At 61.4% G+C, this 14,658-nt stretch carries 13 protein-coding genes; 4 read left to right on the top strand and 9 right to left on the bottom strand.

Features of this window, described 5'->3' with window-relative positions:
• Positions 1–149: 149 nt before the first annotated feature.
• Positions 150–1,070, bottom strand: a complete 921-nt coding sequence (locus HBO12_RS10265; RefSeq protein ID WP_170042075.1) for a LysR substrate-binding domain-containing protein — start codon at positions 1,068–1,070, stop codon at positions 150–152.
• Positions 1,071–1,222: 152 nt separating this feature from the next.
• Here HBO12_RS10265 and HBO12_RS10260 point away from each other — a divergent pair, with 152 nt between their 5' ends.
• The gene (locus tag HBO12_RS10260; protein WP_169955396.1) at positions 1,223–2,590 is read left to right on the top strand and encodes a NorM family multidrug efflux MATE transporter; all 1,368 of its coding nucleotides are present in this window, start codon (positions 1,223–1,225) and stop codon (positions 2,588–2,590) included.
• A 129-nt stretch (positions 2,591–2,719) separates the two neighbouring features.
• On the opposite strand, the gene HBO12_RS10255 is transcribed toward HBO12_RS10260, so the two are convergent.
• Positions 2,720–4,393, bottom strand: a complete 1,674-nt coding sequence (locus HBO12_RS10255; RefSeq protein ID WP_170042074.1) for a putative bifunctional diguanylate cyclase/phosphodiesterase — start codon at positions 4,391–4,393, stop codon at positions 2,720–2,722.
• A 268-nt stretch (positions 4,394–4,661) separates the two neighbouring features.
• Here HBO12_RS10255 and rep point away from each other — a divergent pair, with 268 nt between their 5' ends.
• Positions 4,662–6,671 (top strand): DNA helicase Rep, encoded by a 2,010-nt coding sequence (gene rep, locus HBO12_RS10250; protein ID WP_169955398.1) that lies wholly within the window; start codon positions 4,662–4,664, stop codon positions 6,669–6,671.
• 57 nt (positions 6,672–6,728) lie between these two features.
• Complete coding sequence (locus HBO12_RS10245; protein ID WP_029289761.1) at positions 6,729–7,301, top strand: xanthine phosphoribosyltransferase; 573 nt, start codon at positions 6,729–6,731, stop codon at positions 7,299–7,301.
• A 131-nt stretch (positions 7,302–7,432) separates the two neighbouring features.
• On the opposite strand, the gene HBO12_RS10240 is transcribed toward HBO12_RS10245, so the two are convergent.
• The 6 genes from HBO12_RS10240 to dadA all read right to left on the bottom strand — a co-directional run bounded on the left by HBO12_RS10240 (position 7,433) and on the right by dadA (position 13,526).
• Positions 7,433–9,355 carry an acetyl-CoA hydrolase/transferase family protein gene (locus tag HBO12_RS10240; protein ID WP_170042073.1) on the bottom strand — a complete coding sequence of 641 codons (1,923 nt, stop codon included), beginning with the start codon at positions 9,353–9,355 and terminating at the stop codon, positions 7,433–7,435.
• Positions 9,356–9,488: 133 nt separating this feature from the next.
• The gene (locus HBO12_RS10235) at positions 9,489–9,902 is read right to left on the bottom strand and encodes a c-type cytochrome (RefSeq protein ID WP_169955452.1); all 414 of its coding nucleotides are present in this window, start codon (positions 9,900–9,902) and stop codon (positions 9,489–9,491) included.
• A 181-nt stretch (positions 9,903–10,083) separates the two neighbouring features.
• Entirely contained in the window at positions 10,084–10,632 is a 549-nt protein-coding gene (locus HBO12_RS10230) for a cupin domain-containing protein (protein ID WP_029289768.1), read from the bottom strand.
• Between the two features lie 116 nt (positions 10,633–10,748).
• Entirely contained in the window at positions 10,749–11,822 is a 1,074-nt protein-coding gene (alr, locus tag HBO12_RS10225; protein ID WP_170042072.1) for an alanine racemase, read from the bottom strand.
• 77 nt (positions 11,823–11,899) lie between these two features.
• Complete coding sequence (locus HBO12_RS10220) at positions 11,900–12,253, bottom strand: RidA family protein (protein ID WP_032856829.1); 354 nt, start codon at positions 12,251–12,253, stop codon at positions 11,900–11,902.
• Positions 12,225–13,526, bottom strand: coding sequence for a D-amino acid dehydrogenase (dadA, locus tag HBO12_RS10215; RefSeq protein ID WP_029289774.1), 1,302 nt, complete (start codon positions 13,524–13,526; stop codon positions 12,225–12,227). Before dadA ends, HBO12_RS10220 begins: the two co-directional genes overlap by 29 nt.
• Before the next feature lie 156 nt (positions 13,527–13,682).
• Between dadA and HBO12_RS10210 the strand changes: the two genes are divergently transcribed.
• The gene (locus tag HBO12_RS10210) at positions 13,683–14,171 is read left to right on the top strand and encodes an Lrp/AsnC ligand binding domain-containing protein (RefSeq protein ID WP_003206849.1); all 489 of its coding nucleotides are present in this window, start codon (positions 13,683–13,685) and stop codon (positions 14,169–14,171) included.
• A gap of 105 nt (positions 14,172–14,276) precedes the next feature.
• Here HBO12_RS10210 and HBO12_RS10205 read toward each other — a convergent pair whose 3' ends face one another.
• Positions 14,277–14,630, bottom strand: coding sequence for a YkgJ family cysteine cluster protein (locus HBO12_RS10205; protein WP_169955401.1), 354 nt, complete (start codon positions 14,628–14,630; stop codon positions 14,277–14,279).
• Between the last annotated feature and the right edge of the window lie 28 nt (positions 14,631–14,658).

The following is a 14,658-nucleotide window of genomic DNA, read 5'->3' as shown; positions in this document are numbered from 1 at the left end:
GCGCTAATCGGCGAATTTCTTGGATTGGGGGGCACGCTGAGCCGCAACTAATGGCGGCTCCGACACACCTACTTCGGCGGCCCGGATCAATACTTGAGCAAATTACAGGGGTATCACTCAAACGCATTGTTTGCGCGCGCTGCATCGATTCAGTCGAGCTGCTCCACTGGCGGCAGTGTCATGGCCCGGACCTCACTTTGCAGGAAGTCCGAGAGCCTGCGCAGGCGCTCGCCGCCGGGGCGGGTCTTGGGCCAGACCAGGTAGTAACTTTCGCCGCTGGCCACCGCAGTAGGCCAGGGCAGGCTCAAGCGCCCCTGCGCCACATCTTCGGCAACCATCAGCAAATCCCCCATGGACACGCCATAGCCCCGAGCGGCGGCAATCATGCCCAACTCCAGCGTATCGAACACCTGCCCGCCCTTGATGGCGACACGAGAGGCCAGGCCGGTGCGTTGCAACCAACGGCGCCAATCACGCCGGTCCGGCGTGGGGTGCAGCAGTTCAGCGCCGGCCAGGCGCTCCACATCCCAGGGGCCATCGTTGAGCAGGTTCGGCGCGCCCACCGGGATCAGCAGTTCGGGGAACAGGTAACTGGCCTCCCAATCTGTGGGAAAGTGCCCATCACTCAGTAGGACCGCGCAGTCGAACGGCTCCTGGTTGAAATCCACCTCATCGATGCTCATCCACGCACTGGTCAACTGCACTTCGTTGCCCGGCTGCAAGTGCCGGAACCGACTCAGGCGTGCCAGCAACCAGCGCATGGTCAGGGTCGACGGGGCCTTCATGCGCAGGATGTCATCTTCGGCATTCAAGGTATGGCAGGCGCGCTCCAGGGCGGCGAAGCCCTCGCGCACGCCCGGCAGCAGCAAGCGCGCCGATTCGGTGAGCTGCAAGGTGCGCCCGCTGCGCTGGAACAGGCGACAGGCGAAATGCTCCTCCAGGGTGCGGATATGCCGGCTGACTGCACTTTGGGTGATCGACAGTTCTTCGGCGGCACGGGTGAAGGAGTTGTGCCGTGAGGCGGCTTCAAATGCACGCAAGGCATACAGCGGAGGAAGGCGACGAGACATGAGGAAAACTCCGACGGCACGAACCGCAAACCCTACCAGAATCATCCTTGCATGAGTTTTAATCATGCCAATGATCGCATTTATCCCTTTGTGAAAAGCGCTGAGAGCGCCGAGAATCAACCCTTCTACCCTTTGTGCAAATATTGAGCGTGATGATCATGCAGCATCCGGCGCGTACCGAACTCTGGGCCATTCTGCGGCTGTCAGGGCCGTTGATTGCCTCACAGCTGGCGCACATGCTGATGGTGCTGACCGACACCCTGATGATGGCCCGCCTGAGCCCCGAAGCCCTGGCCGGCGGTGGGCTCGGCGCGGCGAGCTATTCGTTTGTGTCGATCTTTTGCATCGGCGTGATTGCCGCCGTGGGCACCCTGGTCGCCATTCGCCAGGGCGCCGGTGATATCGAAGGCGCTACCCGCCTGACCCAGGCCGGCCTGTGGCTGGCCTGGCTGATGGCCCTGGTGGCGGGCCTGCTGCTGTGGAACCTCAAGCCGGTGCTGCTGATGTTCGGCCAGACCGAGACCAACGTGCAGTCGGCCGGCCAGTTCCTGATGATCCTGCCGTTTGCCCTGCCCGGCTACCTGACATTCATGGCCCTGCGCGGCTTCACCAGCGCCATCGGCAAAGCCACCCCGGTGATGGTGATCAGCCTGTGCGGCACGGTGATCAACTACCTGCTCAACCATGCATTGATCGAAGGCATGTTCGGCCTGCCCAAACTGGGCCTGATGGGCATCGGCCTGGTCACGGCGATTGTCGCCAACTGCATGGCCCTGGCGCTGTTGTGGTACATCAAATACAACCGCGCCTACGCCGCCTACCCATTGGGCAAGGGCCTGTTGCGGCCCAACCTGCATTACTTGCGCGAGCTGTGGCGCCTGGGCCTGCCGATTGGCGGCACCTATGCAGTGGAAGTCGGCTTGTTCGCCTTCGCGGCGCTGTGCATGGGCACCATGGGCAGTACGCAGTTGGCGGCCCACCAGATTGCCCTGCAAATCGTCTCGGTGGCGTTCATGGTCCCGGCGGGCATGTCCTATGCGGTCACCATGCGCATCGGCTTGCATTACGGCGGCGGGCACCTGCTCGGCGCACGGCTCGCCGGGCGTGTGGGTATCGCCTTCGGCGCGACGGTGATGCTGGGGTTTGCCATGGTGTTCTGGCTGTTTTCAGACCCGCTGATCGGCCTGTTCCTCGACCATGACGACCCGGCCTTCGCCCAGGTGATCAGCCTGGCGGTGAGCCTGTTGGCCGTGGCGGCGTGGTTCGAGTTGTTCGACGGTGTGCAGACCATCGCCATGGGCTGCATCCGCGGGCTGAAGGATGCCAAGACGACCTTCCTCGTCGGCCTGGGCTGTTACTGGTTGATTGGCGCACCGGCGGCCTGGCTGATGGCGTTTACCCTGGGTTGGGGGCCGACCGGGGTGTGGTGGGGGTTGGCGCTGGGGCTGGCCTGCGCGGCGATTACCCTGACGTGGGCGTTTGAAAGAAAGATGAGGCGGATGATTGCCCAGACAAACTGAAGAAGGTACGCGTTCACTGTAGGAGCTGGCTTGCCAGCGATGGCGATGTATCAGTCACAGTATCGTTGACCGACAGACTGCTATCGCTGGCAAGCCAGCTCCTACAATCATTGGTTTGACCGCACCGGCCTAGATCACCTCGCCCAACAACGCCTGCTGGCTGCTGCCAAACGTCAGGTATTCCACCAATTCCGCCAGCGGCAACGGCTTGCTGATCAGGTAACCCTGGGCCTGGTCGCACCCAAACAAGCGCAACAACGCCAGTTGCTCGGGGGTTTCCACGCCTTCGGCCACCACTTCCAGGTTGAGGTTGTGGGCCAGGTTGATCATGGCATGCACCAGCTTGCGGTTTTCCTCGCGCTCTTCCATGCCGCCGACAAAGCTCTTGTCGATCTTGAGCAAGGCAATTGGCAGGCTGTTGAGGTGTACGAAGGACGAGAAACCAGTGCCAAAGTCATCCAGGGAGAAACGCACCCCCAGGCGGCCCAGGGCATCCATGGTTTGCTTGACCAGGTCGCTGCGGCGCATCACGGCGGTTTCGGTCAGCTCGAACTCCAGCCACTGCGCCTCCACCCCGCGCTCGGCAATCAAGCGGCTCAAGGTCGACAGCAACTGGCTGTCCTGGAACTGACGGAACGACAGGTTGACCGCCATGTGCAGCGGCGGCAGGCCGCGTTCGCGCAGGTCCTGCATATCGCGCAGGGCCCGGGAAATCACCCAGTAGCCCAACGGCACGATCAGGCCGCTCTGCTCGGCCAGCGGCACGAACTCGCTAGGCGGCAACAACCCGCGCTCACCATGGCGCCAGCGCACCAGGGCTTCGAGGCCGACGATATGCCCATCGTCCAGGTCCAGACGCGGCTGGTAATGCAGTTCCAATTCGTCACGGCGCAGCGCCCGGCGCAGTTCGCTTTCCAGGTCGGCGAGGCTGCGGGCGTTGCGGTTGATGCGTTCATTGAAGATATGAAAGGTGCAGCCCTGGGTGCTCTTGGCCTGCTGCATGGCGATGTGCGCGTGCCACATCAACGGGTCGGCGCCGGCCTTGGCGCGGGCATGGGCCACACCCAGGCTGCAACCGATCAGCAGGCTCTCGCCATCGACCCAATAAGGTTCCGCCATGGCCTCGGTGATGCGCTCGGCCATCCACTCGGCGCGCTGCGGCGCACGGCGGGTGTCGATCAGCAAGGCGAATTCGTCACTGCCAAGGCGTGCCAGTTGGTCGCCGACTTCCAGTTGGCTCTTGAGCCGCGAGACCACTTGCAGGATCAGCCGGTCGCCCGCCTGGTGGCCGAGGGCATCGTTGGCGTGGCGGAAGTTGTCCAGGTCCAGGTGGCCGAGGGCCAGGCCACGCCCGTCGTTTTCGGCAAGGCGCGCGGCCAGCAAGGTCTGGAAGCCCTGACGGTTGGCGATGCCGGTCAGCGGATCCTGTTCGGCCAGGCGTTGCAGGGTATTTTCCAGCACGCCGCGCTCGCGCACGTGGCGCAGGCAGCGGCGCAGCGTATCCACGTCAAACGCACCACGGATCAACCAGTCGCTGGCGCCCAATGGCGCAACCAGCGGTTCCTGCTCCAGCAGCAACACGGTGGGCAGGCTACAGCGGCCAGGGCCGGGTTGCAGGCTGGGGGTGGTCAGCAATACAGCCGTGCGGTCGTCGTCGAACAGGCTGCTCACCGACTCCCAGTTTGGCGCACTGATCAGCACAGCCCCATCGCCCATCGGCGTCAGGCACTCGCGCAACAACGCTGCCCACGCAGGCTCATCGGCCAGTAGCAGCAAACGCAAGGGTTCGACAGGCGTAGACAAGCTAGCTCCCTAGACTTTGCAAAATTTCGTTGGCGGCGGGCATTATGACGTGCAGCCTGATAATGACCAATGATATTGGTTATCAAATACGTGCTGTGCGGCTCTAGATCGAACAATAGACCCAAAAACCCCGCACATCCTGCGGCAAAGTAACAAAACCGGCAAATTTAGATCGAGTGGTACGTCACACTGTCGTTCAGAGGCGGCAGAATCTTGCCAGCCTGTTAAAATGCCCGCCCTTTTCGCTCAAAGACTCCCAAAACCCTGTATGTCCCGACTCAATCCCCGGCAGCAAGAAGCCGTGAACTACGTCGGCGGCCCTCTATTGGTGCTCGCCGGTGCTGGCTCCGGCAAGACCAGCGTGATCACCCGCAAGATCGCGCACTTGATCCAGAACTGTGGCATCCGTGCCCAGTACATCGTCGCCATGACCTTTACCAACAAGGCGGCGCGGGAAATGAAAGAGCGCGTCGGCACCCTGCTCAAGGGTGGCGAAGGCCGTGGCCTCACCGTGTGTACCTTCCACAACCTGGGGCTGAACATCATCCGCAAGGAGCATGTGCGGCTGGGCTACAAGCCGGGCTTCTCGATCTTCGACGAGACCGACGTCAAGTCCCTGATGACCGACATCATGCAGAAGGAATATGCCGGCGACGACGGCGTAGACGAGATCAAGAACATGATCGGCTCGTGGAAAAACGACCTGATCCTGCCCGCCGAAGCCCTGGAAAACGCGCGCAACCCCAAGGAACAGACCGCCGCCATTGTCTATACCCACTACCAGCGCACGCTCAAGGCGTTCAACGCGGTGGACTTCGACGACCTGATCCTGCTGCCGGTGAAACTGTTCCAGGAACACAAGGACATCCTGGAAAAGTGGCAGAACAAGGTGCGCTACCTGCTGGTGGACGAATACCAGGACACCAACGCCAGCCAGTACCTGCTGGTGAAGCTGCTGATCGGCACGCGCAACCAGTTCACCGTGGTCGGCGACGATGACCAGTCGATCTACGCCTGGCGCGGAGCCCGCCCGGAAAACCTGATGCTGCTCAAGGACGACTACCCGTCCCTGAAAGTGGTGATGCTGGAGCAGAACTACCGCTCCACCAGTCGCATCCTGCGTTGCGCCAACGTGCTGATCTCCAACAACCCCCACGAGTTTGAAAAACAACTGTGGAGCGAGATGGGCCACGGCGACGAGATACGCGTGATCCGCTGCCGCAACGAAGACGCCGAAGCCGAGCGCGTGGCCGTCGAACTGCTGACCTTGCACCTGCGCACCGACCGCCCCTACAGCGACTTCGCCATCCTGTATCGCGGCAACTACCAGGCCAAGCTGATCGAGCTGAAGTTGCAGCACCACCAGATTCCTTATCGATTGTCAGGCGGCAACAGCTTTTTCGGACGCCAGGAAGTAAAGGATCTGATGGCCTACTTCCGGCTGATCGTGAACCCGGACGACGACAACGCCTTCCTGCGCGTGATCAACGTGCCACGCCGGGAAATCGGCTCCACCACCCTGGAAAAGCTCGGCAACTACGCCACCGAACGCAAGATCTCGATGTACGCCGCCACCGATGAAATCGGCCTGGGCGAGCACCTGGACACGCGCTTCACCGATCGCCTGTCGCGCTTCAAGCGCTTTATGGACAAGGTGCGCGAGCAATGCGCCGGCGAAGACCCGATCAGCGCCCTGCGCAGCATGGTCATGGATATCGACTATGAAAACTGGCTGCGCACCAACAGTTCCAGCGACAAGGCGGCGGACTACCGCATGGGCAACGTCTGGTTCCTGATCGAGGCGTTGAAGAACACCCTGGAAAAAGACGAAGACGGCGAAATGACCGTCGAGGACGCCATCGGCAAGCTAGTGCTGCGCGACATGCTCGAGCGCCAGCAGGAAGAAGAGGATGGCGCCGAAGGTGTGCAGATGATGACCTTGCATGCGTCCAAGGGCCTGGAATTCCCCTACGTGTTCATCATGGGCATGGAAGAGGAAATCCTCCCACACCGTTCCAGCATCGAAGCCGACACCATCGAAGAAGAACGGCGCCTGGCCTACGTGGGTATTACCCGCGCGCGTCAGACCCTGGCCTTCACCTTTGCGGCCAAGCGCAAGCAGTACGGCGAGATCATCGACTGCGCCCCGAGCCGGTTCCTCGATGAGCTGCCACCGGACGACCTGGCCTGGGAAGGCAACGACGACACCCCAACTGAAGTCAAGGCGGTACGCGGCAACACCGCCCTGGCGGATATACGCGCGATGCTAAAGCGCTAGAATCGACTACTTTTTAATCTACTTTCGGCGCCCCTTGCGCCACCAGAGGAAGCTTTTGTGGAAGCACTGCACAAGAAAATTCGCGAAGAAGGCATCGTGCTTTCCGACCAGGTACTCAAGGTCGACGCCTTTCTGAACCATCAGATCGACCCGGCGCTGATGAAGCTGATCGGCGACGAATTCGCCGCGCTGTTCAAGGATTCGGGGATCACCAAGATCGTCACCATCGAAGCCTCTGGCATCGCGCCGGCGATCATGACCGGCCTGAACCTGGGCGTGCCGGTGATCTTCGCCCGTAAGCAGCAGTCCCTGACCCTGACGGAAAACCTGCTGTCGGCGACGGTGTATTCCTTCACCAAGAAAGTCGAAAGCACTGTGGCGATTTCCCCGCGCCACCTGACCAGCAGCGACCGCGTGCTGGTGATCGATGACTTCCTGGCCAACGGCAAGGCGTCCCAGGCACTGATTTCGATCATCAAGCAGGCTGGCGCCACCGTGGCAGGCCTGGGGATCGTGATCGAGAAGTCGTTCCAGGGCGGGCGTGCCGAGCTGGATGCCCAGGGTTACCGGGTTGAGTCGCTGGCGCGGGTCAAGTCCCTGGCTGGCGGTGTCGTGACCTTCATCGACTGAAGGTGAGCGAGCACAGTTAAAAATGTGGGAGCTGGCTTGCCTGCGATAGCGCAGTGTCAGGCGACAGAGATGTCGACTGTCAGGCCCTCGTCGCAGGCAAGCCAGTTCCCACATTTGCCTTGTGTTACCTGTCAGCGTGCGGTGGCCTGTAGGCCAGCAAGCAATAGACGCTGATACAAATCCTCTTTAAACCCCTCCGGCGTTTCCAGGCGCATGCGCAGCAGGTGCTCGGCAAACGCCTCAGGCTCCGGTGCATCCAGCGCCGCCTTACCCAGTTCCAGAATCTCCGTCAGCTTGAATTTGCTCTTGAGCCAGTTCAACGCGCGCAACAAATCGCGCTCTTCATCGGTGAAGTCACTGCCCAGCGGGTACTCCGGGAACAGCCTTGGATGCCGCGCCTGCACGGCCTCCAAGCGCGCGAGCGTGTTGTCGGCAAAGCGCGGGTCGAGCTGGAAGTCCTTGGGCAACTTGCCGGCTTTTTGCGCCTGCTCGATCAGGTCGGCCTGGAATCGCGAGTCGGTGATATTGAGCAGCGCCTCGATCACCTTGGCGTCGGTCTGGCCGCGCAGGTCGGCGATGCCGTATTCGGTGATCACAATGTCGCGCAGGTGCCGGGGAATCGTGCAGTGGCCGTACTCCCAGACAATATTGGAGCTGACATCGCCACCCGACTCGCGCCAGCTGCGCAGGATCAGGATCGAGCGCGCGCCCTCCAGCGCATGGCCCTGGGCGACAAAGTTGTATTGCCCGCCCACCCCGCTGAGCACGCGACCGTCTTCCAGTTGGTCGGCAACACCGGCGCCCAGCAACGTGACCATGATCGCGCTGTTGATAAACCGCGCATCCAGGCGCTGCAAGCGCTTGAGCTCTTCCTGCCCGTACAGCTCGTTGATGTAGCTGATGCGGGTCATGTTGAATTCAAGGCGCTTGGCGTGAGTCATTTCCTGCAAGCGCTGGTAAAAACTGCGTGGCCCGAGGAAGAAACCACCGTGGATCGAAACGCCATCCTGCTGCGCCGCATCGTCCAGCAGGCCAGCGTTAGCCTGCTGCTGAGTCGCCACATCCGGGTACACCCTGCGCCGCACAATCCCGGCGTCGGCCAGCACCAGCAGGCCGTTGACGAACATTTCGCTGCAGCCGTAAAGGCCCCGGGCAAACGGCTCGACCCCGCCCTCACGGCTGATCAGCGGTGCCCACTGGTACACATCAAGGTCTGTGAGCAACTGCCGGTAGCCTTCGTTATCGGCCTGGCGCGCCAGCAGCGCAGCGGTCAGGGCGTCGCCCATCGAACCGATGCCGATCTGCAACGTACCGCCGTCGCGCACCAGGGTACTGGCGTGCAAACCGATGAAGTGGTCCTGCAAACCCACGGGCATGTTCGGCGTGGAGAACAGCGTGGTGCGGTCTTTTTCGTCGATCAGGAAGTCGAACTGATCCATGCCCAGCTCGGCATCACCGGGCATGTAGGGCAAATCTTCATGCACCTGGCCGACCACCAGGATGGTCTCCCCGGCCGCACGGCGCTTGGCGATCATCGGCAACAGGTCGAGGGTGATATCGGGGTTGCAGCTCAGGCTCAGGCGATCCGGGTGTTCGCTGCTGCTGGCCACCAACTGCGCGACCAGGTTCAGGCCGGCGGCGTTGATATCGCGGGCGGCATGGCTGTAGTTGCTGCTGACATAGTCCTGTTGGGCCGAGGCGCTATGCAGCAGGCTGCCGGGCTGCATAAAGAACTGCTGCACGTGGATATTGGCCGGCAGGCTGTCCTTGCGCAGGGCGGCGAGGAAGTCCAGCTCGGGATAATCGCCAAACACCCGCTCGATAAACGGCTCCAGGAAACGCTTCTGCAAGCCATCGCCCAACGGTGGGCGGCCCAGGCTGAGGGCCGTGTAGATGGTCAGCGCCCGCTCGGGCAGCTTGGCAATGCGCCGGTACAAGGCGTTGGCAAACAGATTCGGCTTGCCCAGGCCCAACGGCATACCCATGTGGATATGCGCAGGCAAGCGCTCCAGTACGTCATCGACCGCTTGTTCGATTGAACACAACTGCACCATCCGACCCTCCTGAACATTCCGTGATTAGGGGTTGGACCGAGCTTGCCGGGTCTTTGCTGCAATGAACAGCCTTGGCCGCCAAATTGCGCCCACAAAAAAGCCGCTGGTCAGCGGCTTTTTGGCGAAGATCGGTTTATTTCAAACCAGACATCTTCTCGATCGCAGCCTTGAGGTCGTCATCCGAGCAATCGGAGCAGGTGCCTTTAGGCGGCATGGCATTGATGCCGGTGATGGCTTTGGCCAGGATGCCGTCGAGGCCGCCCTGGTGGTCGGCGCGTTCTTTCCAGGCTGCGGTGTCACCGATTTTCGGTGCACCCAACAGGCCCGTGCCGTGGCAAGCATTACAGTGTTTGGCAATGACTTCGTCCGGCGTTTTCGCACCGCCGCCGCCTGCTGTCACAGCGACTTCCATCCCCTTGCACTCTTGCCCCTGGACACACACCTGTCCGACAGGCGCCAGGCGCTTGGCAATATCATCATTGGTCGCAGCTTGAGCGCTGGCAGCCCAAAGGGCCAGTACGGTTGCTGGTACGGCCAGCATTTTCATAATTAGGTTCACGCGTTCACCCTCATGGTGGCTATTCACGCCTGCGGCCACGGTTTCGCAGGCGGCGAAAGTATAACGGTTAGGCCGCCTCACTGAAACAACCCTATTATCCAAGGGGAGATTCAGTAGGGCGAAATACAACGATGGGCACCTCTGCAAGGTAGGCAGGGCGCCTCTTCTGTTAAAAGTTCGCGGGCGTGGCTGCGCTGATTAGTCGCGCCGGCACATCGAACGGATTACGAAAACGGTGCGGCTTGGTGCTTTCAAAGTAGTAGCTATCGCCGGCTTCGAGCACAAAAGTTTCGACGCCCACGACCAACTCCAGACGACCTTCCAACAAGATCCCGGTTTCCTCACCGTCATGGGTCAGCATTTCCTCGCCGGTATCGGCGCCTGGCGGGTAGATTTCGTTGAGAAACGCAATCGCCCGGCTGGGATGCGCCCGGCCCACCAGTTTCATCGTGACCGCGCCATCGGAGATGTCGATCAGCTCATTGGCTTTATAGACGATCTGCGTCGGTTTTTCCTGGAGGATCTCCTCGGAAAAGAACTCGACCATGGACATGGGAATGCCGCCCAGCACCTTGCGCAAGGAGCTGATGGAGGGGCTGACACTGTTTTTCTCGATCATCGAAATGGTGCTGTTGGTGACGCCCGCACGCTTGGCGAGTTCACGCTGGGAAAGACCTTTCAGTTTACGGATGGATTGCAGTCGTTCGCCGACGTCCAATGCAGGAGCCTCCTAGGATTCAGGCTTTGTTGTAATTGAGCGTTATCATGGCGACAGCGTTCAGTATTTACAACACTTTGGTCTGAATCCTGGTGGACGTGATCGGCGGCCTGCGGCTATGTGCCGGAATAGAGCCGTGGCACGCGGCGCAGGTTGCAAAAAATCTGGTAGGGAATGGTATCGGCGGCGCTCGCCACATCGCTGGCGAGGATGTTTTTGCCCCACAACTCCACGGTCGAGCCCAGGCCGGCCTGGGGCATGTCGGTCAGGTCGATGCACAGCATGTCCATCGACACCCGCCCCAGCAGCTGGCTGCGCTGGCCGGCGACCAGCACCGGCGTGCCGGTCGGCGCGTGCCGTGGATAACCGTCGGCATAGCCCATGGCAACCACGCCGATACGCATCGGCTTGGGCGTCACGAAGCGCGCGCCATAACCCACTGGCTCGCCCGCAGGCAGCTCGCGTACGCAGATGACTTTCGACTCCAGGGTCATCACCGGCTGCAAACGCGCGGCAACTGCCTGGTCTTCGCCAAAGGGCGTCGCACCGTAAAGCATGATGCCCGGTCGTACCCAATCACTGGAAACGCTCGGCCAGCCCATCACCGACGGCGAATTGCGCAGGCTGACCTGGGCCGCCAGGCCCTGGCGCGCCGCCTCGAACACCGCGACCTGCTCATCGCTGCTGGCGCAGTCCAGCTCATCGGCACGGGCGAAGTGGCTCATCAGCACAATCTTTGCGACTTTGCCGCTGGCCAGCAGGCGCTGGTACGCATCGTGATAGTCCTTGGGATGCAGCCCAACCCGGTGCATGCCCGAATCCAGCTTCAACCACACCGTCAGCGGCTTGCTCAGGCGCGCCTGTTCAATTGCCTCCAGTTGCCACAGCGAATGCACCACGCACCACAAGTCATGCTCGATGATCAGCGGCAGCTCGTCGGCCTCGAAGAATCCTTCGAGCAACAACACCGGCCCACCAATTGCAGCGGCGCGCAGCTCCAGCGCTTCCTCGATGCAGGCCACGGCAAAACCGTCGGCCTGGTCTTCCAGGGCCAGGGCCACACGCACGGCACCATGGCCATAGGCATCGGCCTTGATCACGGCGAGGGCCTTGGCCCCGGTCAGTTCGCGGGCCAATTGGTAGTTATGGCGCAGGGCTTGTAGGTCGATCAGGGCACGGGCAGGACGCATGGCGGCAGGCTTCTAGGCGGCGGTGGGAAGAAAAAACCGGTACCGGCCAATAGCGCCGGCACCGGAAGAGGGATCGTTTATGGCAGAGCAGCCACGACAGACAGCTCCACCAGGATTTCTGGCTCACACAGCTTCGACTCGACCGTGGCACGGGCCGGGGCCACGCCTTTTGGCAGCCACTTGTCCCAAACCGCGTTCATGCCGGCAAAGTCGGCGTCGATGTCTTTGAGATAGATCGTCACCGACAGCAACTTGGTTTTGTCGGTACCGGCCAGATCCAGCAATCGCTCGATATTGGCCAGGGTTTCTCGGGTCTGCTGTTCAATCCCGGCACTCATGTCGTCGCCGACTTGTCCTGCCAGATACACGGTACCGCTGTGGACAACGATCTGGCTCATGCGCTCATTGGTGAGCTGGCGCTGGATTGACATGTTTTGTGGACTCCTGAGGGTTGCCGTAACGGGAAATATCAAGGCCTGCGGCACTGATCTGCGGGGTTTTCTTGGCCATCAGGTCCGCCAGCAGGCGACCAGAGCCACAGGCCATGGTCCAGCCGAGGGTGCCGTGGCCGGTATTCAAGAACAGGTTCTTGAAGGGCGTGGCGCCGACGATCGGCGTACCGTCCGGGGTAGTCGGACGCAGGCCGGTCCAGAAGGTGGCTTCGCTCAAATCACCGCCCTGAGGATAAAGGTCGTTGACGATCATCTCCAGGGTTTCGCGCCGGCGCGGGTTCAGCGACAGGTCAAAACCGGCTATTTCAGCCATGCCACCGACCCGGATGCGGTTGTCGAAACGGGTGATCGCGACTTTGTAGGTCTCGTCGAGAATGGTCGAGGTCGGGGCCATCGCCGGGTTGGTGATCGGCACGGTCAGGGAGTAACCCTTGAGCGGATACACCGGCGCCTTGATCCCCAGCGGCTTGAGCAACTGCGGCGAGTAACTGCCCAGGGCCAGCACGTAGCGGTCGGCGGTTTCCAGCTTGCCGTCGATCCACACACCGTTGATGCGGTCGCCGGCGTGGTCCAGGCGCTGAATGTCCTGTTCAAAGCGGAACTCCACACCCAACTGCTTGCACATATCGGCCAGGCGGGTGGTGAACATCTGGCAGTCGCCGGTCTGGTCATTGGGCAGGCGCAGGGCACCGGCCAGGATATCCGTGACGCTGGCCAGGGCCGGCTCGACGCGGGCAATGCCGGCGCGGTCAAGCAGCTCGAACGGAACCCCGGACTCTTTCAGCACGGCGATATCCTTGGCCGCGCCATCGAGTTGCGCCTGGGTGCGGAACAATTGCGTAGTACCCAGGCTACGGCCTTCGTAGGCGATACCGGTTTCGGCGCGCAGTTCGTCGAGGCAGTCGCGGCTGTACTCGGACAGGCGCACCATGCGCTCTTTGTTCACCGCATAACGGTTGGCCGTGCAGTTGCGCAGCATCTGCGCCATCCACAGGTATTGGTCGATATCGGCGGTGGCCTTGATCGCCAGCGGCGCATGGCGCTGCAGCAACCACTTGATGGCCTTGAGCGGCACGCCCGGCGCGGCCCATGGCGACGCATAACCGGGCGAGACCTGGCCGGCGTTGGCGAAGCTGGTCTCCATTGCAACGGCCGGCTGACGGTCGACCACGACCACCTCAAAACCGGCACGCGCCAAATAGTAGGCACTGGCCACACCAATGACACCGCTACCCAAGACCAAAACGCGCATTTTTATATCCTCATCACGGCTTGACCGCTGACGTTTGTTGTTCAGCACAAAGATGTGGGCAGTATAAAAAGCAATGGCCAGTGCATTTCACTATATAAGTGCCTATATTTGGCGACAATTCTCGGCAAAAACCCTTTTCACGGAGGAGCATCCCCTATGCGGACCAATACCCAGACCAAGCGGGAGCTGGACAAGATCGACCGCAACATCCTGCGCATCCTGCAGGCCGACGGGCGGATTTCGTTTACCGAGCTGGGGGAGAAGGTCGGGCTGTCGACCACGCCTTGCACCGAACGGGTCCGGCGCCTGGAGCGCGAGGGGATCATCATGGGCTACAACGCCCGCCTCAATCCGCAGCACTTGAAGGGTAGCCTGCTGGTGTTTGTCGAGATCAGCCTCGACTACAAATCCGGCGATACCTTCGAAGAATTCCGACGTGCCGTGCTGAAACTGCCCCATGTGCTGGAGTGCCACCTGGTCTCAGGGGATTTCGACTATCTGGTGAAGGCGCGGATCTCCGAGATGGCTTCGTACCGCAAACTGCTGGGCGACATCCTGCTCAAGCTGCCCCATGTGCGCGAATCCAAGAGCTATATCGTGATGGAAGAGGTGAAGGAGAGCCTGAACCTGCCGATCCCGGATTGACGCCCCTACCGTGTAGGAGCCGGCTTGCCGGCGATGAAGCCCTGGAGTCATGCATTCAATTGAATGACGCCATCGCCGGCAAGCCGGCTCCTACAAGGGGAGCAGTCAGACCAGCACCTGCCGCGTCGTCGCCATGTACTCGTGGATCTGCTTCTCCACCCGCGGGTGAATCAACTCCACCGGGCCACGGTTGTTGGGGCATGGCAGGCTGGGGGTAGTACCAAACAGCCGGCAGATCAGCGGGCGTTCGTCGTACACCGTGCAGCCGTCGGGGCCCAGGTGTACGCAATTGAGCTCATCCATGGCCGCTTCCTGCTCGGCCGCCGTCTTGCGCGGCAGGCGCGACATTTCCTCGGTGGATGTAGTCACCGGCCCACAGCAATCATGGCAACCCGGCACACACTCGAACGAGGGAATCTGCCGGCGCAGCGCGTTGACTTTCTGGCTGTTGCAACTCATCGAAACCCATACCGAACGGCGAATAGGC

Origin of the sequence: Pseudomonas sp. WS 5059, from assembly GCF_012985525.1 — a bacterium.
Lineage (GTDB): Bacteria > Pseudomonadota > Gammaproteobacteria > Pseudomonadales > Pseudomonadaceae > Aquipseudomonas.
The sequence above is the reverse complement of the archived record's forward strand: the minus strand, read 5'-3'. Positions and strand labels throughout refer to the sequence as shown.